Source organism: Gemmatimonadota bacterium, assembly GCA_016712265.1.
Taxonomy (GTDB): domain Bacteria; phylum Gemmatimonadota; class Gemmatimonadetes; order Gemmatimonadales; family Gemmatimonadaceae; genus RBC101.
On sequence record JADJRJ010000031.1, the window covers coordinates 962,749 to 987,915 of the forward strand.

General features: G+C 68.8%; 23 protein-coding genes. 9 read left to right on the forward strand and 14 right to left on the reverse strand.

Annotated elements, in window-relative coordinates; translation table 11 throughout:
- Window positions 1-7: 7 nt before the first annotated feature.
- The 3 genes from IPK85_24955 to IPK85_24965 form a co-directional block, all read right to left on the reverse strand.
- On the reverse strand, window positions 8-742 hold the full coding sequence (locus tag IPK85_24955; GenBank protein ID MBK8250618.1) for a zf-HC2 domain-containing protein: 735 nt from the start codon (window positions 740-742) through the stop codon (window positions 8-10).
- Complete coding sequence (locus IPK85_24960) at window positions 739-1,299, reverse strand: RNA polymerase sigma factor (protein MBK8250619.1); 561 nt, start codon at window positions 1,297-1,299, stop codon at window positions 739-741. Before IPK85_24960 ends, IPK85_24955 begins: the two co-directional genes overlap by 4 nt.
- A gap of 98 nt (window positions 1,300-1,397) precedes the next feature.
- Entirely contained in the window at window positions 1,398-1,967 is a 570-nt protein-coding gene (locus IPK85_24965) for an RNA polymerase sigma-70 factor (GenBank protein ID MBK8250620.1), read from the reverse strand.
- A gap of 97 nt (window positions 1,968-2,064) precedes the next feature.
- On the opposite strand from IPK85_24965, the gene IPK85_24970 reads away from it, so the two are divergent.
- The gene (locus IPK85_24970; GenBank protein MBK8250621.1) at window positions 2,065-3,096 is read left to right on the forward strand and encodes a FecR domain-containing protein; all 1,032 of its coding nucleotides are present in this window, start codon (window positions 2,065-2,067) and stop codon (window positions 3,094-3,096) included.
- 32 nt (window positions 3,097-3,128) lie between these two features.
- Window positions 3,129-5,549 carry a TonB-dependent receptor gene (locus IPK85_24975; protein ID MBK8250622.1) on the forward strand — a complete coding sequence of 807 codons (2,421 nt, stop codon included), beginning with the start codon at window positions 3,129-3,131 and terminating at the stop codon, window positions 5,547-5,549.
- 109 nt (window positions 5,550-5,658) lie between these two features.
- On the opposite strand, the gene IPK85_24980 is transcribed toward IPK85_24975, so the two are convergent.
- From IPK85_24980 to IPK85_25010, 7 genes are all read right to left on the reverse strand, one after another.
- Window positions 5,659-6,609, reverse strand: coding sequence for a ChaN family lipoprotein (locus IPK85_24980; GenBank protein ID MBK8250623.1), 951 nt, complete (start codon window positions 6,607-6,609; stop codon window positions 5,659-5,661).
- 23 nt (window positions 6,610-6,632) lie between these two features.
- Window positions 6,633-8,087: an aldo/keto reductase gene (locus tag IPK85_24985; protein ID MBK8250624.1), complete on the reverse strand. Its 1,455-nt coding sequence runs from the start codon at window positions 8,085-8,087 to the stop codon at window positions 6,633-6,635.
- 5 nt (window positions 8,088-8,092) lie between these two features.
- Window positions 8,093-8,515 (reverse strand): DUF4440 domain-containing protein, encoded by a 423-nt coding sequence (locus IPK85_24990; GenBank protein MBK8250625.1) that lies wholly within the window; start codon window positions 8,513-8,515, stop codon window positions 8,093-8,095.
- Between the two features lie 29 nt (window positions 8,516-8,544).
- Window positions 8,545-9,186 carry an HAD hydrolase-like protein gene (locus tag IPK85_24995; protein MBK8250626.1) on the reverse strand — a complete coding sequence of 214 codons (642 nt, stop codon included), beginning with the start codon at window positions 9,184-9,186 and terminating at the stop codon, window positions 8,545-8,547.
- Between the two features lie 29 nt (window positions 9,187-9,215).
- Entirely contained in the window at window positions 9,216-11,348 is a 2,133-nt protein-coding gene (locus tag IPK85_25000) for a DEAD/DEAH box helicase (GenBank protein ID MBK8250627.1), read from the reverse strand.
- Window positions 11,339-14,491, reverse strand: a complete 3,153-nt coding sequence (locus IPK85_25005; GenBank protein MBK8250628.1) for an N-6 DNA methylase — start codon at window positions 14,489-14,491, stop codon at window positions 11,339-11,341. Before IPK85_25005 ends, IPK85_25000 begins: the two co-directional genes overlap by 10 nt.
- Before the next feature lie 84 nt (window positions 14,492-14,575).
- Window positions 14,576-15,823: a dicarboxylate/amino acid:cation symporter gene (locus tag IPK85_25010; protein MBK8250629.1), complete on the reverse strand. Its 1,248-nt coding sequence runs from the start codon at window positions 15,821-15,823 to the stop codon at window positions 14,576-14,578.
- Window positions 15,824-15,951: 128 nt separating this feature from the next.
- On the opposite strand from IPK85_25010, the gene IPK85_25015 reads away from it, so the two are divergent.
- The 7 genes from IPK85_25015 to IPK85_25045 all read left to right on the forward strand — a co-directional run bounded on the left by IPK85_25015 (window position 15,952) and on the right by IPK85_25045 (window position 22,036).
- Window positions 15,952-16,239, forward strand: a complete 288-nt coding sequence (locus IPK85_25015; protein MBK8250630.1) for a sulfurtransferase — start codon at window positions 15,952-15,954, stop codon at window positions 16,237-16,239.
- 6 nt (window positions 16,240-16,245) lie between these two features.
- Window positions 16,246-16,833 (forward strand): CoA pyrophosphatase, encoded by a 588-nt coding sequence (locus IPK85_25020; GenBank protein MBK8250631.1) that lies wholly within the window; start codon window positions 16,246-16,248, stop codon window positions 16,831-16,833.
- Window positions 16,830-18,341 (forward strand): serine hydrolase, encoded by a 1,512-nt coding sequence (locus IPK85_25025; GenBank protein ID MBK8250632.1) that lies wholly within the window; start codon window positions 16,830-16,832, stop codon window positions 18,339-18,341. The genes IPK85_25020 and IPK85_25025 overlap by 4 nt, the downstream gene beginning before the upstream one ends.
- A gap of 35 nt (window positions 18,342-18,376) precedes the next feature.
- A complete protein-coding gene (locus IPK85_25030; GenBank protein ID MBK8250633.1) occupies window positions 18,377-19,324 on the forward strand; it encodes a polysaccharide deacetylase in 948 nt (315 codons plus the stop codon).
- 212 nt (window positions 19,325-19,536) lie between these two features.
- The gene (locus IPK85_25035) at window positions 19,537-20,895 is read left to right on the forward strand and encodes an Nramp family divalent metal transporter (protein MBK8250634.1); all 1,359 of its coding nucleotides are present in this window, start codon (window positions 19,537-19,539) and stop codon (window positions 20,893-20,895) included.
- Entirely contained in the window at window positions 20,895-21,329 is a 435-nt protein-coding gene (locus IPK85_25040) for a universal stress protein (GenBank protein ID MBK8250635.1), read from the forward strand. Before IPK85_25035 ends, IPK85_25040 begins: the two co-directional genes overlap by 1 nt.
- The gene (locus IPK85_25045; GenBank protein ID MBK8250636.1) at window positions 21,326-22,036 is read left to right on the forward strand and encodes a metal-dependent transcriptional regulator; all 711 of its coding nucleotides are present in this window, start codon (window positions 21,326-21,328) and stop codon (window positions 22,034-22,036) included. The genes IPK85_25040 and IPK85_25045 overlap by 4 nt, the downstream gene beginning before the upstream one ends.
- Window positions 22,037-22,051: 15 nt before the next feature.
- Here IPK85_25045 and IPK85_25050 read toward each other — a convergent pair whose 3' ends face one another.
- Genes IPK85_25050 through IPK85_25065 form a run of 4 tightly spaced genes read right to left on the reverse strand, consistent with a single transcriptional unit; the run spans window position 22,052 to window position 25,099 of the window.
- Window positions 22,052-22,396: a hypothetical protein gene (locus tag IPK85_25050; GenBank protein MBK8250637.1), complete on the reverse strand. Its 345-nt coding sequence runs from the start codon at window positions 22,394-22,396 to the stop codon at window positions 22,052-22,054.
- The gene (locus IPK85_25055) at window positions 22,393-24,033 is read right to left on the reverse strand and encodes an alpha/beta fold hydrolase (GenBank protein ID MBK8250638.1); all 1,641 of its coding nucleotides are present in this window, start codon (window positions 24,031-24,033) and stop codon (window positions 22,393-22,395) included. Before IPK85_25055 ends, IPK85_25050 begins: the two co-directional genes overlap by 4 nt.
- A gap of 4 nt (window positions 24,034-24,037) precedes the next feature.
- Window positions 24,038-24,217: an Arc family DNA-binding protein gene (locus IPK85_25060; GenBank protein MBK8250639.1), complete on the reverse strand. Its 180-nt coding sequence runs from the start codon at window positions 24,215-24,217 to the stop codon at window positions 24,038-24,040.
- Between the two features lie 12 nt (window positions 24,218-24,229).
- Window positions 24,230-25,099, reverse strand: a complete 870-nt coding sequence (locus IPK85_25065; GenBank protein ID MBK8250640.1) for an SPFH domain-containing protein — start codon at window positions 25,097-25,099, stop codon at window positions 24,230-24,232.
- Between the last annotated feature and the right edge of the window lie 68 nt (window positions 25,100-25,167).

The window sequence follows — 25,167 nt, forward strand, 5'->3', positions numbered from 1 at the left end:
GGGCGGGTCAGGTGCTGCTGGCGAGCAGGGCGGCCTTGCGGAGCAGGCCAAGCTTGCGTTCCAGCGACTTATTTAGTTGCGACTCCAAAAAGCGGGATGCAGGATCATTTTCCAGGGCCGCCTTGGCCTCGACAATCGCCTGGTCGATCGTGGCGATGCTGCTCTGGATGATTGCGACAGTCGCGGGGTCGAGATCGTTTGCGCGGGCGGCGACGAGCGCCTGCAGCCGCGTAATCTCGTCCGCGTAGGTCACGCGCGCCGAAGGGCGTGTGGCCTGTGGGTTCGCAGCGACCGGCGTGATGACTGGCGTCGGGGCCGGGGTCGTCAGGGCGGCGGCCGGCGTGGCGGTGTCCAGGGGCGCAGCCGACGCGGCCACGACCCGGGTCTCCACCGGGGCGGTGCGACGCGCCACCTGCCAGGTGGAGAGCGCCGTGACCGCCACCAACCCGGCGGCGACCGCCCCGAGCTGCCAGCGGGGCCGTGCGGGACGCACTGGCAAGGCCACGACCGGCGCCGCAATGCGCGCCTCGATCCCGGCCCACAAGTCCCGTGAGGGAGACAAAACGGGCAATGCAGCGGCGGCGTCCGCCAGTCGCTCCAGCTCGGCGACCACCGCGCGGCACGCGGCGCACGCGGCGAGGTGCAGCTCGGCGTCGGCGGTGGCCGAGACATCGAGCTCACCCTCGAGCCAGGTGGGCAGCTGGGCCTCGAACGCCTCGCATGACAAGTTGGGATGGGTCATCGGTTCAGTGCCTCGCGGAGCAGCATGCGGGCCCGATGCAGCTGGGCCTTGCTGCCACCCGCCGTGATGGAAAGCATCTCACCAATCTCCTCGTGTTTGTACCCTTCCACATCGTGCAGCACGAAAATGCGGCGGGCCCCGGGGGGGAGGGCCGCAATGGCCGCTTCCAGATCCAACGAGGTGCCCATGGGGGCACCTCCCGGTGCCGGGACTCGATCCATCGCCTCTTCGTCGTCCGAGAGTCGAGCCCGTACGCGACCATCCGACTTTCTCGCGTTCAGTACTACGTTCACGGCAAGGCGGTGCAACCAGGTGCCAAACGCCGCCTCACCGCGAAATTGGGACAACTTGTCCCAAGCACGAACGAAAACGTCCTGCGTCAGCTCCTCCGCCTGGTTCCGGTCCCCCACCATGCGGGCACACACCGAGAACACACGGTTCTGGTGGGCCCGGTACAAACGCTCGAAGGCTCGCCGGTCCCCCGACGCGGCCAAAGCCACGTCGGGCGCTTCGCTCTCGACAGAGAGGGTGTCGCGCTGGGGTTGAGTCAAGAGCATCGGGAGGGCCGTCCTTCGCCTGGCACCGGATTGGATGGTCCGGGACCGGCAAAGGGTTTGAATCGACTACGGCCCTCCGGCCGGCCACGGTTTCTCTGCTACAGGCTTCGACCGGGGGGGAGCCACGGCGCCAGCTGCTCGCGGAGGGTGCGCAGGGCACGAGCCATGTGCGCCTCGACCGCCTTCACCGATATCCCCATGGCCGCGGCGACTTCCGCATACTTGAGCCCCTGCACGCGATTCAGTTCGAACACCTGGCGGCAGCGAGGCGGCAGCGAGTTGACGGCTCGTTCCAGCGCCGCCTCTACTTCGCCAGCCGCGGCCTCTCCGTCGCTGGCCCCCCGGGAGGGAAGGGTGTCTGCATCGAACTCGTCATCGCGGTTCTCGACCCGAAGGTGACGGAGACGATTGAGCGCCCGATTTCGCGTTGACTGGTAGAGGTATCCCTGCGGAGATCCGGTGATCACCAGTGTCTCGCGCCGCTTCCACAGCTCCAGCATCACATCCTGCACGACCTCCTCGGCGCCTTCGCGCTCGCGCAGAAGGCGCTCCGCGAACTGGACCAGAGGCGGGTACCACGCCCGGAAGAGGGCGTCGAAGGCGACCTCGTCCCCCGCCCGGAGGCGTTCAACCTGCTGGGCGAGAAGGGTGGGGTCTGGCGTCGACATGGGCGGATGATACCGTGAATCGGGACGGTGGCGATAGCTGGTCAAATGCCGGAGATTCCCGGCTAGGGTACTTTCGTTTACGCGTGTATCGAGGGGTATGACGGATCACACGAACGGCGATTCCACCGCTCCGGACTGGGAGTTGGCAGCCCGGCACATCGCGGGGGAGGGCGACGCTGGCGACCGGGCGCGGATGGAGTCGTTCCTGCGCGCGAATCCGGCGGACGCGGAGCTGTTGCGTGCGCTCGATACCCTTTCGCGGAAGGTACCTGCGGCATTGCCGAGCGGTCTGGATGTGGAGTCGGCGCTCCGGCGAACGCGGGAGCGACGGGACGAGGCGTCGGTGGTGTCCCTGGCGTCGCGTCGTGCAGGCTCGCCTCGACCGGCTATTCGCTGGGTGGGGCTGGCCGCGGCGGCCGCGGTCGCGCTGGTGTTCGCGCGGAACTGGTTAGTCCCCACGAACACGGATGGCACCGTCGCGGGATCGGTGTATCGCGGCACGGTCGGGCAGGTGGATTCCGTCCGCCTGGCGGACGGAAGTGTGGCGATGCTGGCGCCGGGTGCGACGCTGACGATCCCGGCTGGATTCCCCGCGGAGAACCGCAGCCTCCGACTTGAGGGTCAGGGTTGGTTCCGAGCGACGCACGAGGAGGAGCATCCCTTCACCGTACTGGCCGGAGATGCAGTTGTCCGGGACATCGGCACCGTGTTCTCGGTGCGTTCCGGGGTTAACGGCGAGGTGCGTGTGGCGGTCCATGAGGGTGCGGTCGCCGTCCGGGGAACCGGGGCGGCGGCCGAGGTACAGCTCTCGCAGGGAGACGAGGTAATGGTGGCGGCTGGAGCGGTCCAGGCGGCGTCGCGCGGCACGGTGCCCGAAGGTGACGCGGACTGGACGTCAGGGCGCCTGCACTTCCGTGATGTCTCCATGGAGGAGTTCAGCCGCACGGTGGCATCTTGGACCGGATGGGTCGTGCGCCTTGAAGATCCGGAATTGCGCGTATTGAGGGTGACCCAGGACCTGACGCTTGCCGAAGCGCGGCAGCGAATGGAAGAGGCGGCGTTGGTGCTGGGGGCGCGGGTGACGTGGAAGGGCGACACGGCCGTGGTCTCGCGGGGTGGAGGCCGGTAAGCCGAAGCAAGACTTCTTGAGGGCAGCACACCGTGAAGCGACTGCTCCTGATGGTGGCACTCGTCTTTCCTTCCCTCGCGGGAGGGCAGGATGCGTGCGCGCCGGCGGAGGGAGGACGCTGGGCGACCCCATTGGATAGGCTCATTCGTGTTGGTGCTGGCCTGCCCGTGCGGGACGCCATTGACCGCGCGGGACGTCAGGCGGGCGTGACCTTCGCCTATTCGGTTGACCTGTTGCCAGCTGGTGCCACGTCGTGCACCGCGGCGTCCGGGGTTCGCCTTGGGGATGCCTTGGCGTTGTGGTTGTCTGGATCGACGCTCGAGCCGGTGATCACCGGTCCCGACCGGATCATGTTGGTGCCCGGTCGGCGACCGCAGCCTCCGGCGGACGGCGTCTCCGACTCACTGCCTGCGCCCGCGTTGCTGGCGCAGGTGAGGGTCGAGGAGGCACGGGGGATTCCGCTGGTCGGTATGGTGACGGCGGCGCGCACCATCGTGGATCGAGCGGCGATCGAGGCGAGTGGCGCCTCGACGATCGCCCAGTTGCTGACGACGCACGTCCCTGGCATGTGGATCTGGACTCCGTCCCCCTCGAGCCTTGGCGCTGCCGTGGCCAGCCTGCGGGGGGCGAGTTCGTTTGGCGCCTCGTATCCCAAGGTCTACGTGGATGGGGTGGAGGTCGCGAACCCCTTGTTCCTCGCGCAGCTGGCGCCGGACCAGGTGGCGCGCATCGAGGTCATTCGCGGGCCGCAGGGTGCCGCGCTGTACGGCAGTGGGGCCGTGAGCGGTGTCATCGAGATCACGACCCTCCAGGCGAGCGGGCTGTCGGCGCCCTCGCACCTGTCCGTGCGGAGCAGCGCCGGGGTATCGGAGAGCGCGTACGCGCCCCTGGGAGCGTTTGTGCAGGAACATGCCTTCAGTGGGCGGATGGGTCGGGAGGACCGCTCACTCTCGGCGGGGCTGGCGATGGCGACGACCGGGGCATTCGTGCCCGGCGCGTACAGCCGGCAGCTGCAAGGGACGGTTGGGGCCGCCGTACTGGGCGCGCGCGCGCGCTGGCAGTTCACGGCGCGCGGGGTGTCGCAGGAGGCGGGCAATCCGTTGAGCCCGCTGTTGCCGGCGGCGCAAGCGGCGCCGGCGTCATCGCTGCAGCCACACGCGGCCATCGGGGCGCCCGAGGTCACGCTGCCGTGGGACAGCACGCGCGCGCAGTCGGTGCGGGAATACACCGTCGCAAGCACCCTGGCGTTCGAGCGGGCGTTGTGGTCGCACCAGGCGACCGCCGGGGTCGACGGCTACGTGCTCGACAACCTCGCGGCCACTGCGGGCCGGTACCGCACCCCCGGGGATAGCGCGTTGTTGTCGGCGGCGGGCAATGCCCAACGCGTGAGCTTGCGCTGGTCCGGCAATCGGCATTTCGTCGCTGGGACCGTTGGCACTGGCGCCGTGACCTTCGGGCTGGACCAGTCCAGCCTGCGAGACGCCACCCGTGGGGCGTCGTTTGCGCCGGCCCAGACCGGGGAGTCGGCGATCTGGCGTCACACCACGGGGCTGATGGCCCAGGGCGAAATCACGTGGCGGGGCGCCTTCGTGCTGAATGGCGGGCTGCGCCTGGAGCACAACGTCGGTTATACCCTCCTGAGCGGCGTCGAGACGCTGCCAACAGTCGGTGCCGCCTGGCGCCACACAGCGGGGCCGACGGCGATCACGCTCCGTGGGTCGTATGGCCGCGCGATCCAGCAGCCGCGCGTCGGGAGCCGGGACAACCCCTGGGGTGGGCGCTCGCCGGCGGTGGTCGTCCTGGAGCCCGAATCGCAGGCGGGATTCGAGTACGGATTCGACCTGCGATATGGCACAGCCGCCACGGTCAGCCTCACGCGGTTCGACCAGCGGGCGACAAACCTGATCCAGCCGGTGCTCTCCACCGGCCCCGGGGGACGGGGCCTGACCACGCGACTGGAGAATATCGGGGCGATCGACAACCGGGGATGGGAGCTGGAGGGGCGCGTCACCCGCGGCGCCCTCAACCTCACGGGATCGCTTGGGCTCACCGACAGTCGCGTGGAGCGGCTGGCGCGCGGGTACCAGGGCGACCTGCGCCCCAACGACCGGGTGCTGCAAGTACCGGCGCACACCGTCAGTCTTGCGGCCAATTGGCTCGGCCGCGGTTGGTCGGCGACCGCAAACGTCGCGCGGGCGGGCAACTGGATCAACTACGACTGGCTCTCCCTCACGTCGGCGGATCGGCCGCCGACCGGCGACGCGTTGCGGGGCTACTGGCTGCGGTATCCCGGCACGACCCGGGTAGGCCTGGTGTTCACGCGCGAGGTGACGTCGGCGTTTGAGCTCATGGGCAGCGCCGAGAACCTGCTGGGGACGCAGCGCGGCGAGCCAGACAACGTGACGATCGTCCCGGGGCGCACCATGCGCGCGGGGCTGCGCGCGAAGTTCTAACGCGTCAGGAGGACGCCACACGCCACGGCGGCCTGCGCATCGGACACCCGCGTCGCCGCGCGCTCCAGGAGCACGGCGAGTGTAGGCTCACGGGTGTCCCCTGCGAAGTTCATTTCGCCGGGGCGGGCAGGCGCAACGTGAACACCAGGTAGTCTGCCTTGGCCGCATGCTCCGCCGTCGGCGGCGCGTCCAGGGTTGGCACCGGGATGGCGCTGACGACCAGGGTGCGAGCGCCGGTGCTGCGCCGAACGGCCCGCGCTACGGTCCCCAGTCGGTAGTCGCTGTGGAACGCCCCGTCGTAGTGCACGACGACGGCGGATGGATTGGCGCGCCACGCCGTGGCAACCGCCTCGCCCATCGCCTCGTCCTTGCTGCACTGCGCCTCGTAGAACCGGTCCACCATGCGCTTGCTCGCCTCATCCAGCGCGGGGCCTGACGGCCCGCCATTCCCGTGTCCCTGCATCGACTCGGCGAAGCGGCGGTAGTACTCATCGTCCCTGGGGCACTGGTGCTCGGCTGCAATCCATCGCTTGTCAGCGGCCGGAATGGTGTCGAGCGTCGCCAGTCCACCACGACTCACGGCGCTGGCCAGCCGACGCGGGATGTTCGAGGCGATGACCGGCCAGCCGCGCGCGCGGGCCAGCTCGACCATCCCGCGGTAGTCGGTGGTGTAGCGATCCCAGGGCCGAGTTGCCGCGAGGAACTGTGGTTCAGCGGACCGTCCGGCGAGGTAGGCGTCCATCGCCTCCTGGACGTCGCGCTCGAACATCTCCATCGACAGGACAACCTTGGCGCGTCGCTCGCCAATCGCGGCCAGCAGGGCCAGCTCGGTGGCATGCGTGACGGGGTCGTCATGCTGCTCACCGAAGAACACGAGGTCGGCTGCGGCTGCGGCGCGCGAGAGGTCGTCGAACGAGACCATCCGGCTGGCGCGGGTGTCCCACACACGCAAGACAGCGGAAGGGCTGGGTGCCGTCGACGGTGCCCCAGATGGGGCACAGGCGGCGCCGAGGGCGAGGGCCAGGGCGGGGGTGGCGAAGCGAGGCAGGAAGCGCATCATGCCACAAGCTGCCTCGCGTGCGCTCACGGGGCCAGCGGGGGACTCCCGATGATGGCCTCCGCGTCCATCTCGACGAGGTACTCGTCGCCGATGGGCGGGGCATGGACCAGGGTATTGGCCGGCTGGATGCCGCGAAAGCGCTCGCCGTGTGCGCGCGAGATTGGCTCCCATTGCCCGGGGTCCCGAACATACACCCTTGTGCGGACCACGTCATCCAGCGTTCCGCCGAGCGACAGGATGGCACCCTCCACCTTGTCGATGATGGCATGCATCTGCGCTGCGGGGTCGTTGGCCCCGAGCGCGCGATTGCCGTGGGTGGCCGTCGTGCCGGACACCATGATGCGATCCCCGACGCGCACCGCGCGGGCAAAGCCGGCGATCTCCTCCCACGGGGTGCCCGACAACGCCACGCTGCGCCCCTGCCGCCGCTCCGTCGCATAGGGGGCCGGGAAGGTCTCGAGATGGTGGCTCAAGTCGCCGCTCGCCGTCAGGAACGGCGGCTTTCGGTATTCGTCACCGCAATCACCGGGGATCGAGCGGAGCCCCTGCACAACCGCGGCAATCTCGGCGCGGCTGGCGTCGTCGAGGGCGAAGGTGGCCAGTCGCACCGTCTCTTCGACATGCGCGCTTTCACCGAGTCGCGCCCCGATGATGATCCCCCCAACCGCCGGCTGTTCCATCATGTAGCGGCAGGCCACGTTGGCGATGGACACCCCGTGTCGACCGGCGACGGTGCCCAGCACCTGGAGCAGGCGTTGCAATGCCTCCCAGCCGCCCGCTTCGGTCACAAACCGCCGGTACTTCATCTGCGACCATGTCGCGAGCGACGCGGGATCCGGCTGTCCCAACCAACGCTCTGACAGCAACCCACCGGCAACGGTGCCAAAGGCGAGCAGCTTAACGCCATGCGCCAGGCAGAGGTCGGTCATCGCTCCGGCGGCACGCTGGTCCAACAGGGAAAAGCATACCTGGTTGCTCACCACCGGGATGCCGCTGGTGAGCGCGATGCGCAGGTGCGCCGTGTCGAAGTTGGTCAGGCCGAGGTTGGCGATCAGACCCTCGGCGCGCAGTTCGGTAAGCCAGAACAGCGCGTCGAGCCAGGCGGGGTTGGCGTACTGCCAGGCATGGAATTGCAGGAGTGGCAACTGGTCAAGTCGCATGCGGTCCAGCGAGCGCTGCACGGCGGTCCGCACGGCCTCGCGCGTGATCGGCCCGGGCTCCGGCACCCACTTGGTCAGCAGCTCAACAGGACGGGCACCCGGACGGTGACGGTAGCGCCCGACGACGTCCTCGGCGGAGCCGTAGTGGTCCGCCATGTCGAACGTCGTCAGGCCGGCGGCCGCGTAGGGTTCCATGGCGGCGGCCATCGCGTCCAGATCGACGGCGCGTCCCTCGCGCTCCATGTCAGCCACCTGCCAGAGGCCGGTCAGTACACGCGAGATGGACAGGGAGGGTGACAGGGCGAGGCGAGGAATCATGACGGCTACTTGATGGAGTTGTCGATGTCGGCAGCAATGAGCCACCGGCCCGTGCGGTCCTTGCGCAGCGCGAGGACAAACTTCCCGATGTCGGGCGAGGTCCGCTCGCCATAGGCATACGCGCCGACGATCCACCCCACCGAGTCGGCCGTCGCGAAGGACAGGGCGCGCAGGCGAAGCGGTCCCGCATTGCCCTCGTACGCCGCCCGGATCTCCGCGTGTCCCTTGGCCGGCGGCTTGCGATTGGGGAGGGCGAAGCCGTCGGCGGCGAACAGTCGTGACACTGCGTCCGCATCGCCCTTCTCCCAGCCTTGTTCGTAGTCGCGTAGCACGCGATCGAGCGCTGCGGGCAGGGTGATCGATGGCGGCTGCTGGGCGGGGAGCGGGGCCGCCAAGCAGGCGACGAGGAGGGCCAGGGTGAGGCGCATGCGATGTCTCGGGTGATGGACCAACCGCCCTACGTGAGCTGCGCGCGAAGTTCCGCGGCGTTGCGAACGACGGCTGTCGGTTGTTCCGCACGGAGCGTGGCCTCGGGAAAGGCGCCCCACGTCACCGCGATGGAGTCGATCCCGGCCGCGCGCGCGGCGCGGAGGTCAAAGGGCGAGTCACCGATGTACACCGACTCGGAGGGATCACCGCCGAGCCGTTCCATGGCAAACCACAAGGGGTCGGGATTGGGCTTGTGGCGTGCGGTGCTCTCGATCCCGACCACCAGGGGGAAGTGGTGGTGGAGTCCCACATGCTGCAGGGCGCGATGGGCGAGGGGTTCGATCTTGGAGGTCACCACGCCTAACGATCGACCGGACGCCGCCAGCCAGCCGACGACGTCATTCACCCCGTCGTAGGGTTGGGTCATCGCGTCGTGGTGCAGAAGCTGGTGCTCGCGGTACGCGGCGATCAGCTGCTGGAGCTCCGCCTCGTCGCGCGCGTACTCGCCGAACTGTGTCATCAGGGGCTTCCCGATGCCGGCCACGATCTCCGCGCGGTCAGGCGAGCGCCCCTGCACCGAGGTGAACGCCCAGGTCGCGGCCCGGACGATGAGTTCAATGGAATCGACGAGGGTGCCGTCGAGGTCGAAGAGCACGACGCGATGAGTCATGCGCCAAGATAGCAGGGGGCCCGCCGGGGTCACCCTTGGACGAGGGCCAGGATCGCGATGGGGACGATCCGGGTGACTTCGTCAGCGGGGCGTACCCTCGGCTGCATCTCCTCGATGAGAGCGTGAATGGCGGCGAGGTCCCTGGAACCCAGGGCCAACCAGTCACCAAGGAACCGCTCGGCTCCGGCACCACCGGCACGACGGACGAGCGATACGGCGTGCGCCACCGAAGCGAGTGTGACGGGCCGGTCACTGCGGGCCGCCCGCGCTCCCACTTCGTGAAGTCGGCGCAGCGCAGCCCGACGGATTGGTGTGCCGAGGGAGGCGACATCCCCAAGGACCTCCTGCTCACGGCACCAGCGACGCACCCGACGCTCCGCGGCGGTGGCGTGGCGTCCAACGCAGCTCCCTGGCTTCGCCCCGGAGGAGGCCTCAAGAAGTTGCGTGATGCGAACAAGGTCGAAGGTGACTCCGGCCCCATCGAGTGCCATGAGGAATCGTGCCGCTCCTTGCTCTAGGACGGCGACCACGCACCCGGCGCTTCTCGGAGCGCATGCGCAGGCGGTGACACACGCAGCGGCGGTGGGATCGTTTGACCGCCACGGACGCACTGCGTCGAGGGCACGCTCGAGCGTCGACTTCGCATCGAACCGACTGGTGCCGGGGTTGAGGGTGTCGAGGTCGATCCCGGCGGCCGTACGCGAAGTGCGGGCCTTGTCGCAGAGCCGGCGGATCAGGCGCAGGAAGCGTTCGGCCATCGTCGGTAGGCGAAAGGCGTATTGCACCACTTCGGCATGCGGTGAGCCCGGGCGCCGCAAGCGGCCGAGTCGTTGTTCGAGGCGCGCCGGCGTCCACGGCAGGTCCAGGTGGACTAGCGTCCCCGCCGCCTGCAGGTCTACCCCTTCCGAGAGGACATCGGTCGAAACGAGCAGGTCAACGCGCATGGGATCACGGTCGCGGGCCTCCGGTCGGTTCGGGCGGAGTCGCTCGAGGATGTCAGCTCGCGGCACGCGTCCGCTCGCTACCCACGCATGAGGGCCCCAGATCCCCGCCGTGCGGCGTGACTGGTGGAGTCGACGAAAGACTGCCTGCGCCGTCGCCGCCGAGTGCGTAAAGGCAATCGCAGGCGAGTGGGACGGATCGCGAAGAGCGTTGAGGATGGCGTCCGCTCGTCTCGCGTCCGCGTCGGGTTGGGACCGGAGCAACGCGAGGAGGTCATCGAGGGCGGCGATCCAGCGGGCCAGCGTGCGATGCCATTCGTCGGGACGCGGCGCCGGGGAGCTGTCGAAACCAAGCGAGAATTGCAGCGCATCGTCGCCGACCACGCAGCGGCGCACGGCCGCGAGTGTTGGCGCATCCCCGCGCTCCACGAGGAGCTGCATTGCCTCGGCCGCCAGGCGGCGGCGGCGCAGGCTGCGTTCGAGCGCGGCCTGGCTGGAGAGCCACTGGCGGACGAGGCTGAGGACGCCTAACGCGTGTGCGTGGCCGGCGCCATCCGCCGGTAGGGGCGGTGGGAGCGAGAGGATCGGCGCCAGGAGTGCCGACGTCGCGGGGTTCTCAAGCCACTGCACCGCACGGACGCGCGGCATCCCGGGCAGGGCCGGGTCACTGCGCCGGAGTGTCACCGCGTCCGCCGTACCCGGGGCGCGTCGCGCAAACAACTCCACCAACGCCTCGAGGTCCCGCGCGCTGTTGTGGATCGGCGTCGCGGTGAGGAGTACGACGTCGGCGCCCCAGGTGAGCCGTGCGAGGGACTGGTAGCGGCGCGTCGCCGGGTTGCGGGCGTGATGGGCTTCGTCGACGATCACCAGCGAGCGTGGGGGCGGGAGGGGCGGCACGGTCCGCGACAGGCTCTCCAGGGAGTGCCACGTGGCCTGCTGCCCGGTGCGGTCGAGGGCCCGACGCCACGTGTCGCGGAGGACGGCGGGGGCGACCACGGTGGTGGTGTGATAGAAGGCAGCACAGGCAATAGCCGTGTAGGTCTTTCCGGCGCCGACCGGGTCGGCCAGCAGCGCGCCGCCCAGCCGGCGGCAGCGGTCGAGCACGAGCGCGGCCGCCTCGACTTGGTGGGGGCGCAGGGTGACCGCGCCCAGGGTTGGGGGGACGACCACCGATGAGCGGACCGCCTCGGCAATCCGGGCACGGACGGCGCCTAACGCCATTGCCACTCGACGAGCGGCCCGACGCTGCGCAGGCTGACGCGGTAGGCGTCGCACGCGGCGGCCAGCAGGTCGGTGTCCGACGGGATGTCGCCGGCCATCGCCCGTTGTCCCAGCGGGGCGAGGACGTCGCGGGCCCGCGCCCAGTCGGCCGGGAGGGGCAGCGCGGCCACGGTCCAGGCCAGGAAGCGCTGGTACCCTCCCCGCGCGGGCTCGGCGATGGAGGCAAGCCACGCCGCGACGATGGGTGTGTTTAGCAGGGTGGCGAGCGCGGCCGCATCGGTGTCGTCGCGACACGGGAGGACATAGCAGGTGTTCAGCGGGACCACCGGCGAGCGTGCCGGGAGGATCAGCGCGCGTGGGCCGCGACTCATGTCTGCCCACACGACGCGCGGACGGTCATTGAGGGCGGCGTCGATGCGGAAGAGGGACCACCAGGCGGTGGACCCGCGGACGTCGCTCCGTTCGGCGAGGGTCCCACGCCAGCGCCCCAGCCAGCGCGCCGTGGCCTCGGGCAGGGTGCGCAACGGTCGTCCATCCACACCGTGGGTCCAGATCACGCACTCGGTCGACGGACGGGGTTGCCAGGGACGCACATGCTCCCCGCGCAGGATCGGTCGCAGGATCTCGCGCTCGATCCGGATGTTGCCGCGAGCCGTGGTCACGATCGTCGCGCCCTGCTCGGACCGTGGGTGCGTCACAAGGAAGGCCTCATTGCATCCGCACTTCAGGCCGAGCATTGGGGGTTGGAGCTGGGCCAGCGGAGCGCCCACTTCGGCCAACCGACGGAATGCACGCTGCGCGTCCGGCGGCAGGGTGATCCACGGCGCACCGGGCGTCGCATCAAACGCGAGGTCTGCGCGTGGACACCGCCAGCTGACGGCGAGCCGGCGTCGATGGACGGTCATGCGGACCGCTGCGGTGGCATCGGGCGCTGACTTGCGGACCACGACCAACGACGGATAGGCGGCCGCGTCGAACGCGGCTGGCGCGTCGGACCAGTCCTCCACGACGCGCACCCGATGGCTCTCATGCAGCAACCGGCGCACGCCGCCGCCGGCAAGGGAGCGCCACAATTTCATGGGGAGGAGCAGGGCCAGGATGCCATCCGGGCGCAGGAGGCGCAGGGACTGCTCCGCAAAGAGGGCGGCGAGGTCCACCTGGGCACCGAACGACGCGCCGCGCGACGAGGCACCCTCCCACGCGGCATCGCGAAAGACTCGGTACGTGGCGCGGAACTGGTCGCGCCGCTCCGGCGGGATCCGGTGCAGGCGCACCCACGGCGGATTGCCTATCACCAGGTCGAACCCGCCGTCGTGGATGGCATCCGCGAAGTGCGACGCGAAGCGAAACGGCAGGGCGGCGCCGTCCCGCAACGCGTCCCGCTGGCGACGGAGCCTGCGGGCCGTCGCCTGCAGCTCCTGTCGACGCGCGCGCTCTTCCGGCAGGGAACCGCGGCGACCCCCGAACAGGTCGCGACCGCGCGACGCGACGAGCAACGACCAGCGTTCTTCGGCCACACCGGCCAGTCGCGCCTCGACGACGCCGATCGCGGCGCGTCGTTCGGCCACATCGAGGCGGCGGGCCAGGAGCGCCTTGCGCGTCCCGGTGCTGCGCGCGTACCGCGCCCGGTCACGGGCGATCTCGCGCGACACGGTGCATGACGATTCCCATTCCCCGCCATCGAGGGCGTCTCCGACGCGCACGTTGCGATCGAGGTTGGGGAGGGGCGGCAGGTCCAGCGGATCGTTCACCTCGAGTTCCACCAGCGTGGAGAGCCACAGCCGCAGTTCGCACAACCACACGGCCATCGGGTTGAGGTCGACGCCGAAGATGGACCGGGTGAGCACCAGCCGCTTGAGGGCGGCGCGCGGGGTGTCGTCGCCCGCCGTCGCGAGCAGCCCCACGATGCGGTCCAGGGCAAAGACAAGGAACGCGCCCGATCCACAGGCCGGGTCGAGGACACGGACCCGCTGCAGGTGGTCGCGCAGCTCGATATCGTCCCCGGCGCCACCGGCCAGCCAGCGTTCGACGGTGGGTTCTGGTACACCACGCGCGTGCAGGTACTCGCCTAACGCGGCCTCGGTCGTGCGCTCCACCAGCGCGTGTGGAGTGTAGAAGGCCCCGGTCTCCCGCCGGTCGCGGGACGCCATCAGGCTCTCGAAGGCCCGACCGAGCATCTCCGGGTCGATGGCGGCCTCGGACGCGTCCGTCCGATCCTCGTAGGCGGTGAACCGATAGCGGGTGATCACCTCGTCGAAGAACGTGGCGAGTTCACTGTCCCGGAATCGCATCGCGCGATACCGATGCTCGAGGGGCGATCGGTTGAAGAGGCCGCCATTGAGGAACGGGACGCGCCCGAAGGCGCGTGCCCGCACGGATCGCTGGGCATACGGCGTGTTGAGCGTCCCGAAAAACAGGGGCTCGAGCACACGCCGGTGGACCCCCCCGCTGGCGAGGGCGGCGTCGGCGTGCCGGGTCAGGAAGTTGGCGTCGCCGTCGAGCCACCCACGGCCCTCAAGAAAGGCGAGGAAGAGCAACCGCGAGGCGGTGGAGAGCGCGAGGGCGTGTCGCACCTCCGCAGGGGCGGACCCTTCCGCACCCTCGCCTAACGCGTGGACGTGTCGCTCCAACGCACGATAGAACCTGGTCGACAGGGCATCCCGGCCCAGGATCTCGTGCCAGCGGGCGTGCACCAGCAGGTCCTCCCCGCCCGCCGCCGCAACCACGGCGGCCAGGGTTTCGGCGTCACTCTGCCGTGGCTGGCGCGGGTCGAGGAGGAGGGTGGCGCGCTGCGGACGGCCGTTGCCCTCGAGGAAGGTGGAGAGCGCGGCCGCATGGCCCGCACTGGCGATGACGAGGAGGGTCCACCGGAACTCTGGTGCGCGAGCCGCCAGGCGCGCCGTGCATTGCTCGACGACCTCCCGTACCTCGTGCGTATGGGCGACCAGCGCCACCGCCCGCAGCGTGCCGGCGCGGCGGGCGACGATTCCACCCGCCGCGTGGGCCTCGATGCCTAACGCGCGCGCGGTGGCAGCATCCAGGCGAGCCGCATGGCCGAACCCGAGGGCGCTGAGGAGGGGCGGCGCGCCGACCGGCCGGACCAGGCCGGCCAGGAGCGCGTGGGAAGCACGGGAGGTGAGCACCCTCCGAACGTGTCGGCGAGCCTCGCCCCGGCCGTCACCATGGCCGCGCAGACCACAACAATTTGTTGCATGCCCGGCCGCGCGTCAGGACGCGGGCGATTCCCCACGGCTGATGACTACGGCGGCGGCCATGTCACCGGTGACGTTCGCCGTGGTCCGAAACATGTCGGGGACCGTGTCCACGGCCAGCAAAACGCCCATCCCCTCAACGGGCACGCCGGCGGCCATCATCGCCGGCACCATGGCCACGATGGACCCGGCGGGGATCCCGGGGATGCTGAACGTCGTGAGCACCACGGTGAGGACGATGCTCGCGAGCTGCGACGGGCCCAGCTCAATGCCATAGAGGCGGGCGATGAACACGATCCCCGTCGTGATGCCTAACGCGCCGCCGATGCGAAAGGTCGACGCCGCCAGCGGCAGGAAAAACGCCGCCACATGCTCCGGCAGCGCCAGGCGGGTGCGGGCCATGTCCATCATCGCCGGCAGCGAGGCGAGCGAGGATCGCGCGCTGAACGCCACGGCTTGCGCCGGGAGGATCGCGCGGGCGAAGGTCGGCATCGAGATCCGCCCGGTGATGGCCGCGAGGGGATACAGCACGACCAGGCCAAACACCACACAGACGGCGGAGGTGACCACGATATATCCCAGCAGCGCGCCCGCGGCGGAGAGCCCCAGCCGGGCGGCCAGCGGCACGCTCAGGGCGAACACGCCGACTGGTGCGAGGGCGAGCACCCACCGGACCATTGTCAACGCACTGTCCGCCACCCCGGTAAAGAACCGCCGGAGCACGTCGCGCCCCTCGGCGGAGATCCGGCCAATCGCGAGGCCAAGGGCCACCGAGAAGATGATCAATGGGAGGAGCGCCCCGTCCGCCGCGGCCTTCACCGGGTTCGTCGGCACCAGGTCGATGACCCACTGGGAAAAACGTGTGAGCTTCTGGGCGCTTTCCCCCGCGGTGCCTGCCGACTGCGACGCACTGGCCCGCAACGCGTCCGCCGCCGCGGGGTCGATCGGCAGGAGGGCAAACAGCGGCGGGGCGACCAGCGCCGCGAAAACCGCTCCGGCCACGAGGAGGGTGACAAACAGGAGCAGCGCGCGGCCTCCCACGCGGCCAATCGTGCGCGGATCCGGGGCCGCCGTGACCCCCACGATGATGCTCCCGACGACCAGCGGGATCACGGTCATCCGGATGGCATTGATCCACAGCGTGCCCAGCGGCTCGATGACCGGCACGAGGCGGGTGATCGCCGGGATCTCCAGGACCGAGATCGCGATCCCCGTGGCCAGGCCAGCCACCAGTGCAATAAGGACTTTCGTCGTCAGGCTCACCGGGCGAAACTACCCCTTCGCCCGCCGTCTCGCGAGGCAATCCTCCTACCCCATCGACTGTGAAGAGCGCCGCCGACCTCATCTCCGACGCCAAGGCCCGCATCCGCCAGGTGACCGCATCCGACACCATGCGGCTGCGGGAGGCGACGCCGTCCCTGGTCGTGCTCGATTGTCGCGAGCCTAACGAATGGAACCTCGGCCGCATTCCCGGGGCGCTGTTCATCCCGCGCGGGATCCTCGAGACGAACATCGAGGCGGCGGTCCCCCGGGACCGTCCCCTCGTGATCTACTGCGCCTCCGGCAATCGATCGGCTTTTGCCGCCGACACGCTCCAACAGATGGGGTACACCAATGTCGCCTCGATGAGCGGGGGCTTCCGCGGATGGGTCGACGCGGGCGGCGACGTCGAAGACTGACGGCGAGTGGACCAGCTCATCGCACGACTTGAGCGTTCGCTCACCGGGCGGCCTCCCGCACGGGCTGCCACGGATGGGGCGCCGCCCCGGGCGGCGGTCTCGGTGACCTTTCGCTCCGACCGCGGTGAGGCGGAGTTCCTTCTGATTCGTCGCGCCGAGCGCGACGGGGATCCGTGGAGCGGGCAGGTCGCACTGCCCGGCGGGCGATGGCAGCACGACGACACGTCGCTGGAGCAGACAGCCCTGCGGGAGACCCACGAAGAAACGGGGCTCGACATCCGTATGAACGGACGCGTGATTGGGGCGCTCGACGAGTTGCGTCCGCGGTCGCCGTTGCTTCCGCCGATCGTCGTCACGCCGTTCGTGGCGCATATTGCGCCGACTGCTCCACTGGTCCTCAGCCACGAGGTCGCCGCGGCGTTCTGGGTCCCGTGGTCTCGGCTCCTGGACCCGGAACTGGATCACGAGGCGGAGGTCAGTACCCGCGGGGCGACCTGGCGCGTGCCGGCGTTCCACCTGGAGGGGCACGTCGTGTGGGGCATGACCGAACGCATCCTGCGCCAACTGATCACCCGAGTGCACGAGGGACCATGACACACCTGCGAACCGCTTGCCTGGCCGCCACGGCCCTCCTCAGCGCCACCGCGCAAGCCCAGCGTCCCGACTGGGGTACATTCGATCGTTGGGTAGCGCAGGGGGTCGTTGACTGGAAGGTGCCCGGGCTCGCTGTCGCCGTGGTCAAGGACGATTCCGTGGTGTTCAGTCGCGGGTACGGCGTGCGCCAGCTCGGCGCGCCGGGGAATCGGGTCGACGACCATACGCGATTCGCCATCGGGTCCACCACCAAGGCCATGACGGCCCTGGCGCTGCTGATGCTCCAGGATGAAGGCAAGGTGCAGCTTGACGACCCCGTGCAGCGGTACCTCCCCACGCTGCAGCTCTTTGACCCGGTGATGACCCGCGAGCTGACGGTGCGCGACCTGCTCACCCATCACACCGGGCTGCCCGGGTCCGACCTGCTCTGGTCCGGCGGCGACTACAGCACGGCCGAGGTGATCCGGCGGATGCGGTACCTGCGACCGGCGACGTCGTTCCGCAACTCGTATCACTACCAGAACGTGCAGTACGCCATGGCCGGCGAGGTCGTGCGGGTGGCGTCGGGCATGCCGTGGGAGCAGTTTGTGGCGGAGCGCATCCACCGCCCGTTAGGCATGGGGGAGACCGTATCGCTCCTGTCGCAGCTGGCCGGCGCGCCGAATGTCGCGGCCCCCCACATGATCCTCGATGGCGCCGTGACGCCCATCGACAACCGTTCAGTTGACCCGGTGGCCGCGGCAGGTTCGGTCTGGTCCAGCGTGCACGACATGGCCAAGTGGATGCGCTTTGTCCTGGATTCGGGCCGCGTGGGCGGCCGCCGCCTGGTCTCGCCGCGCGGGTTTGCCGACTGGCTCTCGGCGCAGGTCGTCGTGCCCCTGGCGGACTTTTATCCCACGCGCACGCTCACACGGGCCCACCAGGTGAACTATGGCCTCGGCTGGTTCCTGCACGACTACCGCGGCATGAGCGTGGCGATGCACACGGGAAGTATTGATGGCCAGGTTGCGATCATTGGGCTCGTCCCCGACCAGCGGCTGGGCGTGTATGTCCTGGCGAACCTGGATCATGCCGAGCTGCGTCACGCGATCCTGCACCGGGTGCTCGATCTTTATGGTGGGGGCGCGGCACGCGACTGGTCGGCCGAATTGCAACACCTGTATGGAGCCCTCGAGGCGGCAGGCAAGGCGGCGGAGGCACGACAGATGGCCTCACAGGTCAAGGGAACCCGTCCGTCGCTCGACCTCGCGCAGTATGCCGGCACCTACAGTGACTCCTTGTATGGCGACGCGACGGTGGAGCTGCGCGACGGGCGGTTGCGGTTCGCCTTTGGCAAGGGGTTCACCGGTTGGTTGTCCCACTTTCACTACGACACCTTCGTGGTGCCCTGGGACGATCGCCGCGCCGGCCGGGGGCTGGTCTCGTTCTCGCTGGACGCCACCGGACAGCCGACCGCGATCGAGGCGCTGGGCACGCGCTTCGTTCGGCGCCCTGTCTCAAGTCGTTAGGTCGTTCCTTTACCCTCACGCCTCACGCCACCACCATGCGCCGACTCGCCCTCCTCCTTGGCGGTTTCGTCCCCGTCGCCCTCCTCGGGCAGGCTGCACCGGTCAAGCCGGGGTGGCAGTGGTCCACGGACACCGTCATGCGCGTTGTGAATGCCGTGCGCGCCGGCAAATCGCTCAAGCCGCGCACCTGGCCCGGCGGGGCACGCGTGGCCGTCCTGCTCTCGTTTGACGTCGACAATGAGACGGTCTCGCTGCGGTTCGGTGAACCAACCGTTGGGGCGTTGTCCCAGGGTCAATACGGCTCCCGCGTCGCCCTCCAGCGAGTCGTCGACCTGCTGGATCGGAACCGCATCCCGGCGTCGTTCTTTATTCCTGCCATGAGCTTGATGATCGCGCCGCAACAGGTGGACGTGATCAAGCGCTCCGGACGTCACGAGTTTGCCGTGCATGGGTGGATTCACGAGACCAACACCACGTTACCGGGACCGATCGAGAAGGAGCTGGTACAGCGCGCCATTGACACACTCACGGCGATGACCGGGACGCGGCCTGTCGGGTATCGCGCCCCGTCCTGGAACTTCTCCCCGAATACCCTGCGGATCGTGCGCGAGCTCGGCTTTACCTATGAGAGCTCGCTGATGGCCGACGACTCCCCGTACGAGCTCCTGCAGGACGGACAGCCGACGGGAATCGTGGAACTCCCCGTGGAGTGGATCCTCGACGACGCGCCGCTGTTCAATCCGCAGGGCAATGCCTATATGAACCCGCGCGACGTCGCGCAGGTGTGGATCGACGAGTTCGACCGCGCGCATGCGGAGGGCACCATGTTCCTGCTGACCATGCATCCGCACATTTCGGGACATCGGTCCCGCATCGTGGCGTTGGAGAAGCTCATCGCCCACATCAAGACCAAGCCCGGGGTCTGGTGGGGGACACACCGCGCCGCCGCAGAGTACGTGAAGGCGCAGGCGGGCATGCGCTAAGGTCACCGGTCGGCGCGATGGGCGTGTCACCGAAGACGTCGCCCCGATCTCACCACTAGGTCGGACGCACTCAGCCGGATCTCCCGAAACGCAGGGGCGCATCGCACGAGGGAGGGGATTGCTCGTGAGTGAGGTTTAGGATAGACTAACAAAAAGTTACGCCGGCCCACTCCGGGGCGTCGACCGTGAAGACCAACACCCAACCAACCGCCGTGTCCGCACCACCAGTTCTTGCGACACCTCCGTCTGAGCCCGGCTGGCGCCGGGCCCGCGAGGCACCCTCGTTGGCCGAAGTGCACCGCAGCGTCTCGGTGCATGGCTTGTCCAGATGGCGAAAGCTCCTGGCGTTCGCCGGCCCGGGGTATCTCGTGGCCGTCGGCTACATGGATCCCGGCAATTGGGCGACGGACCTCGCCGGGGGCTCGCGATTCGGCTACACGCTGCTGAGCGTGATCCTGATCTCCAACCTCATGGCGGTGTTGCTGCAGGGGTTGTCGTCCAAGCTGGGCATTGTCACCGGGCGCGACCTCGCGCAGGCCTGTCGCGACCACTACTCCGCGCCGGTGAACTTTGCGCTCTGGGCCCTGTGCGAGGTCGCCATCGCGGCCTGTGACCTGGCGGAGGTCATCGGGACGGCGATTGCGCTCAACCTGTTGTTCGGCATCTCGCTGCCCTGGGGGGTGGCGATCACGGCGTTCGATGTGCTCATCGTCCTCTACCTCCAGAACAAGGGATTCCGCCTGCTGGAGGCCCTGGTCATCGCGCTGGTCGCCGTCGTGGGGTTCTGCTTCCTCTTTGAATTGTTAGTCTCGCGTCCGGACATGGTGGCGGTCGCCCGGGGTTTCATCCCCACGGCGGAGATCCTGCGGAACCCGGAGATGCTCTACATCGCCATCGGCATCCTCGGTGCCACCGTGATGCCGCATAACCTCTACCTGCATTCGTCGATCGTGCAGACACGCAAGTACGAGGAATCGGTGGAGGGAAAGCGCGAAGCGGTTCGTTACGCCTTCGCGGATTCGACCATCGCCCTGTCGATCGCGCTCTTTATCAACGCGGCGATCCTGATCGTGGCGGCGGCCACCTTTCACCGATCGGGGAACACGCAGGTGGCCGAGATCCAGGATGCCTATCAGCTGCTGACCCCGCTGCTGGGCGTGGGGGCGGCGAGCACCGTGTTCGCCCTGGCACTCCTGGCCTCCGGGCAGAACTCCACGCTGACGGGCACGCTCGCCGGGCAGATCGTCATGGAAGGGTTCCTCAATATCCGGATGCGCCCGTGGCTGCGGCGCCTCCTGACCCGCGCGATTGCCATTGTGCCCGCCGCAATCACGGCCATCTTGTACGGCGAGCAAGGGACCGCCAAACTGCTGATCCTGAGTCAGGTCATCCTGTCGCTGCAACTGTCCTTCGCGGTCTTCCCCTTGGTCATGTTCACGTCCGACAAGTTGAAGATGGGGTCGTTCGTGAACCCCGGGTGGGTGAAGGTGCTCGCCTACACCGTGGCGACGATCATCGCCTCCCTCAACGGCTGGCTGCTGTTCCAGACCGTGCGCGGGTGGCTGGCCTGATGTACACGCGCATCCTCGTTCCGCTCGAGAACAGTGCCACCGATGCCGTGATCGTCACGCACGTCTCGGCCCTCGCGCGCCACTGTGGGGCCTCGCTGGTCTTCATCCATGTGGCCGACGGCTGGGCAGCGCGGAACATCAATCACCTCAAGCTCCGCGAGTCCGAGGAGATGCGTCTCGACCGCGAGTACCTCGAGCGCATCACAGCGGAGGCCACACGGGGCGGCCTCCAGGCCGACAGCGTCCTCGCCAGCGGCGACCCGACGCGCGAGATCGTCGACGCGGCGACGCGGGAGCAGTGCGACCTCATCGCGATGGCGACCCACGGCCACAAGTTGCTCGGTGACGTGGTGTATGGCAGCGTGGCGAACGGGGTCCGCCATGCGACGACGGTGCCGGTTCTCCTGGTGCGCGCCTCGCGCGCGGACGCGTGACCGCGCGCAAGCGCCCTTCGAGCCAGTCGGCCTCGGCCAGCGAGCGTCCCCTCACCGAGCCGGTGGAGGACTACCTCAAGGCGATCTACGCGATCGAGCAGGCCGGCGATGCCGCGGGCACGAACGAAATCGCCAGTCGACTGTCCATTGCCGCGGCGTCCGTCAGCGGGATGGTGCGGCGCCTCGCCGACCAGGGGCTAGTGTCGTACGAGCGGTATCGTGGGGTGCGCCTCACCGGAAATGGGCGGCGGGCTGCCCTCCGGACCATTCGGCGCCATCGGGTGATCGAGGCGTACCTCGCCAAGGCGTTAGGCTACGCGTGGGATCGTGTGCACGAGGAAGCGGAGCGGCTGGAGCACGCGGCCTCGGACGAGCTGATCGACCGCATGGCTGCCGCCATCGGCGAGCCGCTGACCGATCCGCACGGGCATCCGATCCCGACGCGGGAAGGAACGATCGACGAGACTCCGCTCCAGACGCTCGCCGACCTCGGGATGGGACAACGCTCACGGGTCACCCGGGTGAGTGACGAGGACGGGGAGTTGTTGCGCTACCTGGCCAGGATCGGCATTCGTCCCGGTGTGATGGTGACGATCGCCGAGCGGGCGCCCTTTGAGGGGCCGATCTCGTTGCGGGTGGGGAAGGTGACGGTCCAGGTTGGTCCCGCGCTCGCTTCCCGGGTCATGGTGGAGACACTGGCGGACTAAGTCCCCCCAGCCGTCCTAGTCGTCCGCTCGGCGCCCGAGGATCACCCCCACGACGGCGCCCGTGATGGCCAGGCCAATCGAGACCCACATCACCGGCGATGCCGAGCCACCGCCGATGCGACCCTTGGACGCGCCCACCCCGAGACCAACCGAGACGAAGGCGCCGACACACGCGGCGATGACCGCGAGCGCGATGCGCAACTCGTTGGCGGACGAAGTCTGCATGAGCTTGATCGCCATCTGAACGTCCTGGTCGGTCACCTTCGCATCGCGCATTCGATAGTCGCCGATGGCCTTCTTGAGGTGTTCAGCCAGCTCGCGCGCCTTGCGGGTGGGTTCGGCGGCCACATGGGCACTCATGGGACCACCCCGGGCTTGCCCGCACGGGCCCGCGCGACCACCCAGTCGACGACCGGCCCGATCACATCCCCACCGATCCGCCCGCTGGCAAGCTTTCCATAGTTTGCCGGCGTACCATCCGGGTCGGCAAGGAAGAGGTGGTTCCGGTCGGCAAAGACCTTCACGGTCACGTCGCGGTTGCCGCCCGCCTTGAACGCCTGCTCGAGCAGGCCGGCCTGGTTCGCCGTGACCTGCTGGTCGGTGGCGCCCTGCACGATGTAGGTGGGCACCATCACCTGCCGCGCGACGGGGAGGGGATCGTGCTCGAGGAAGAAGCGCATCCAGGCGTTGTCCTTCTTGAGCCCGGCGATCGTCCCGTCGATCGTGCGTAACGCGGAGTCCTTCGCGGTGCGGCTCAACGACGACTCCTTTTCGATACCGTTGCGCAGCTGGAAACGCAGGATGGGCTCGCCCTTCTCCCCGGGGCCGGCCAGGAGCACAATGCCCGCCAGCCGTGCGTCCGTCGCGGCGACCATTGGGGCGATCATCCCGCCTTCGCTGTGCCCCATCAACATCACGCGGTCGGGGTCGATGTCCGGACGGGCGCGCAGCCAGGTCACGAGACTGCGGACGTCGTCCGCAAAGTCGGCGCTGGTCGCCTTGCCGTGGTCACCGGTGGATTCCCCGATGCCCCGGTCGTCAAACCGGAGGACGGCGATCCCGCGGCGGCCTAACGAGTCAGCCAATTGGCGAAACGGTCGGAATCCGGGGACGATCGGGATGTACTCGTCACGGTCCTGGCCACCGGACCCGCTGATCGTGACGACGACCGGGAGGCGGCCTGCAGCCCCCTGCGGCAGCGTGAGGGTCCCCGCCAGTGTATGTCCACCCTTGCCCGGCACCTTTACATGCTCGGCGCGATACGGGGCCCCGGCTGGTGGTTCGTAAGAGGGGCCCCCGACCTTTACGGCCGAGAGGGCGGCGCCCTCGAGACGCACGGCCTCCAGACGCTGCGCCGGGACGCTGGCGCGAAGCACCTTGCCAGCGGCGTCGAGGGTGAGGTTCGTCTGTGCCGGCCCGATGCTCACGGTGGCCGTGGTACCATCGATGGTCGTGACCGCCGGGACGGTCTGCCCACCGGACGCCATGAATAGTGGAATGGAGTCGGTGGCCCCCGGCGTGCTGCGCGCCCGCGCGATGACCATGTCCAGCATCGCGATCGACTGGGGCATGTAGATCAAGGCGCCGGCGCGGGTGGCAATATTCTGCTTGACCTGCTGGCCGCTGCCACTGATGTCCACGCGCACCGTATCGCCGTCCAGCGTCAGCACGGCGCGCTGCAGGACCGGGGCATCCGGAGAGGCGTTCTGGAACGCCACCAACGTCAGCGATTGCAGCACGCCGGGCGAACGCACGGCCCCGGTCCACTGCACGCGGGGTTGGCCGCGGAGCTGCAGGTCGCCCATCCAGCTCGTCGCGCCGGGCGTGACGCGCTCAATCCCGACCGTGTCCCCACCAACGATGTAGAGCATGCCGAACGAGCGGGGCTGTGCGACGGCGAGGCCCGAGACGAGGGCAAGGGCCGCGACCACCAGGAAGGTGATGCCAACCCAGCGGGGCAGCCGGATTCCGCGACGGTGCAACATGGCGATCAACATGGGGTTAGTCCGTGGGTGGTTCGTCGGCTGCGACGCGCGGCAGGCGGCCCGCCTGCTGCAAGGCGCGGCGGAGGAGGAACTCGATCTGGGCATTCAGGCTGCGCAGGTCATCGTTGGCCCAGCGCTGGACCGCGTCCAGGAGGTCGCGGTCCATGCGCAGGAGGAAGGGTTTCCGCTCAGCCACGGGACTGCTCCGTTAGTAGAGCGACCCCGCATTCACGATCGGCTGGGCGTCCCGGTCGGAACACAGCACCACCAGGAGATTGGACACCATGGTCGCCTTCCGCTCGTCATCCAGGGCCACGATCCCCTTGTCGGCGATCAACTCCAGTGCATTCTCGACCATGGACACGGCCCCCTCCACGATCTTCTGCCGCGCGGCAATGATCGCCGAGGCCTGCTGGCGGCGCAGCATCGCCGAGGCGATTTCCGGGGCGTAGGCCAGGTGCGAGATGCGCGCCTCGATCACCTCAACGCCCGCCTTCTGCAGGCGATCCGAGACCGCCTGCTGCAGGGCCTTGGACACCTCCGCCGCGTGGGTGCTCAACGCCACGTCGGTGGAGCTGTGCGCGTCGTACGGATACGAGGACGCGAGGGCGCGCACCGCGGCCTCCGACTGCATGACGACGAAGTGCGTGTAGTCATCGACTTCGAACATCGCCTCGGCCGTATCGACCACCTTCCACACCACCACCGCGCCGATCTCGATGGGGTTGGAATGGTTGTCGTTCACCTTGAGCTTGGCCGTCTCGAAATTCCGGACGCGCAACGACACCCGCTTCTTTCCATAGAAGGGGTTGGCCCACCACAGCCCCTGGTCACGCACCGTACCCATGTACTTGCCGAACAGCGTGAGGACCTTGCCGTCGTTGGGCTGGACCGTGAACAGACCGCTGAGTCCGATGATCGCGAGGACGATGACGGCGGCCCAAAGGAGCGCGCTGGCAGGGTCGCCCTCCGATCGAGCGACCTCGATGATGCGCCACAAGGCGACCGCGGCGAAGGCGAGAAAGAGGATGAGGGCGAGGAGCCCCGGAGTGCCCTTCTTGGGAATTTCGCGATACATGGCAGGCTCGGAAGGTGTTAGCGAAATGATATCACAGGGATATCGACAAGGCAAGGGGGATGGCAGTG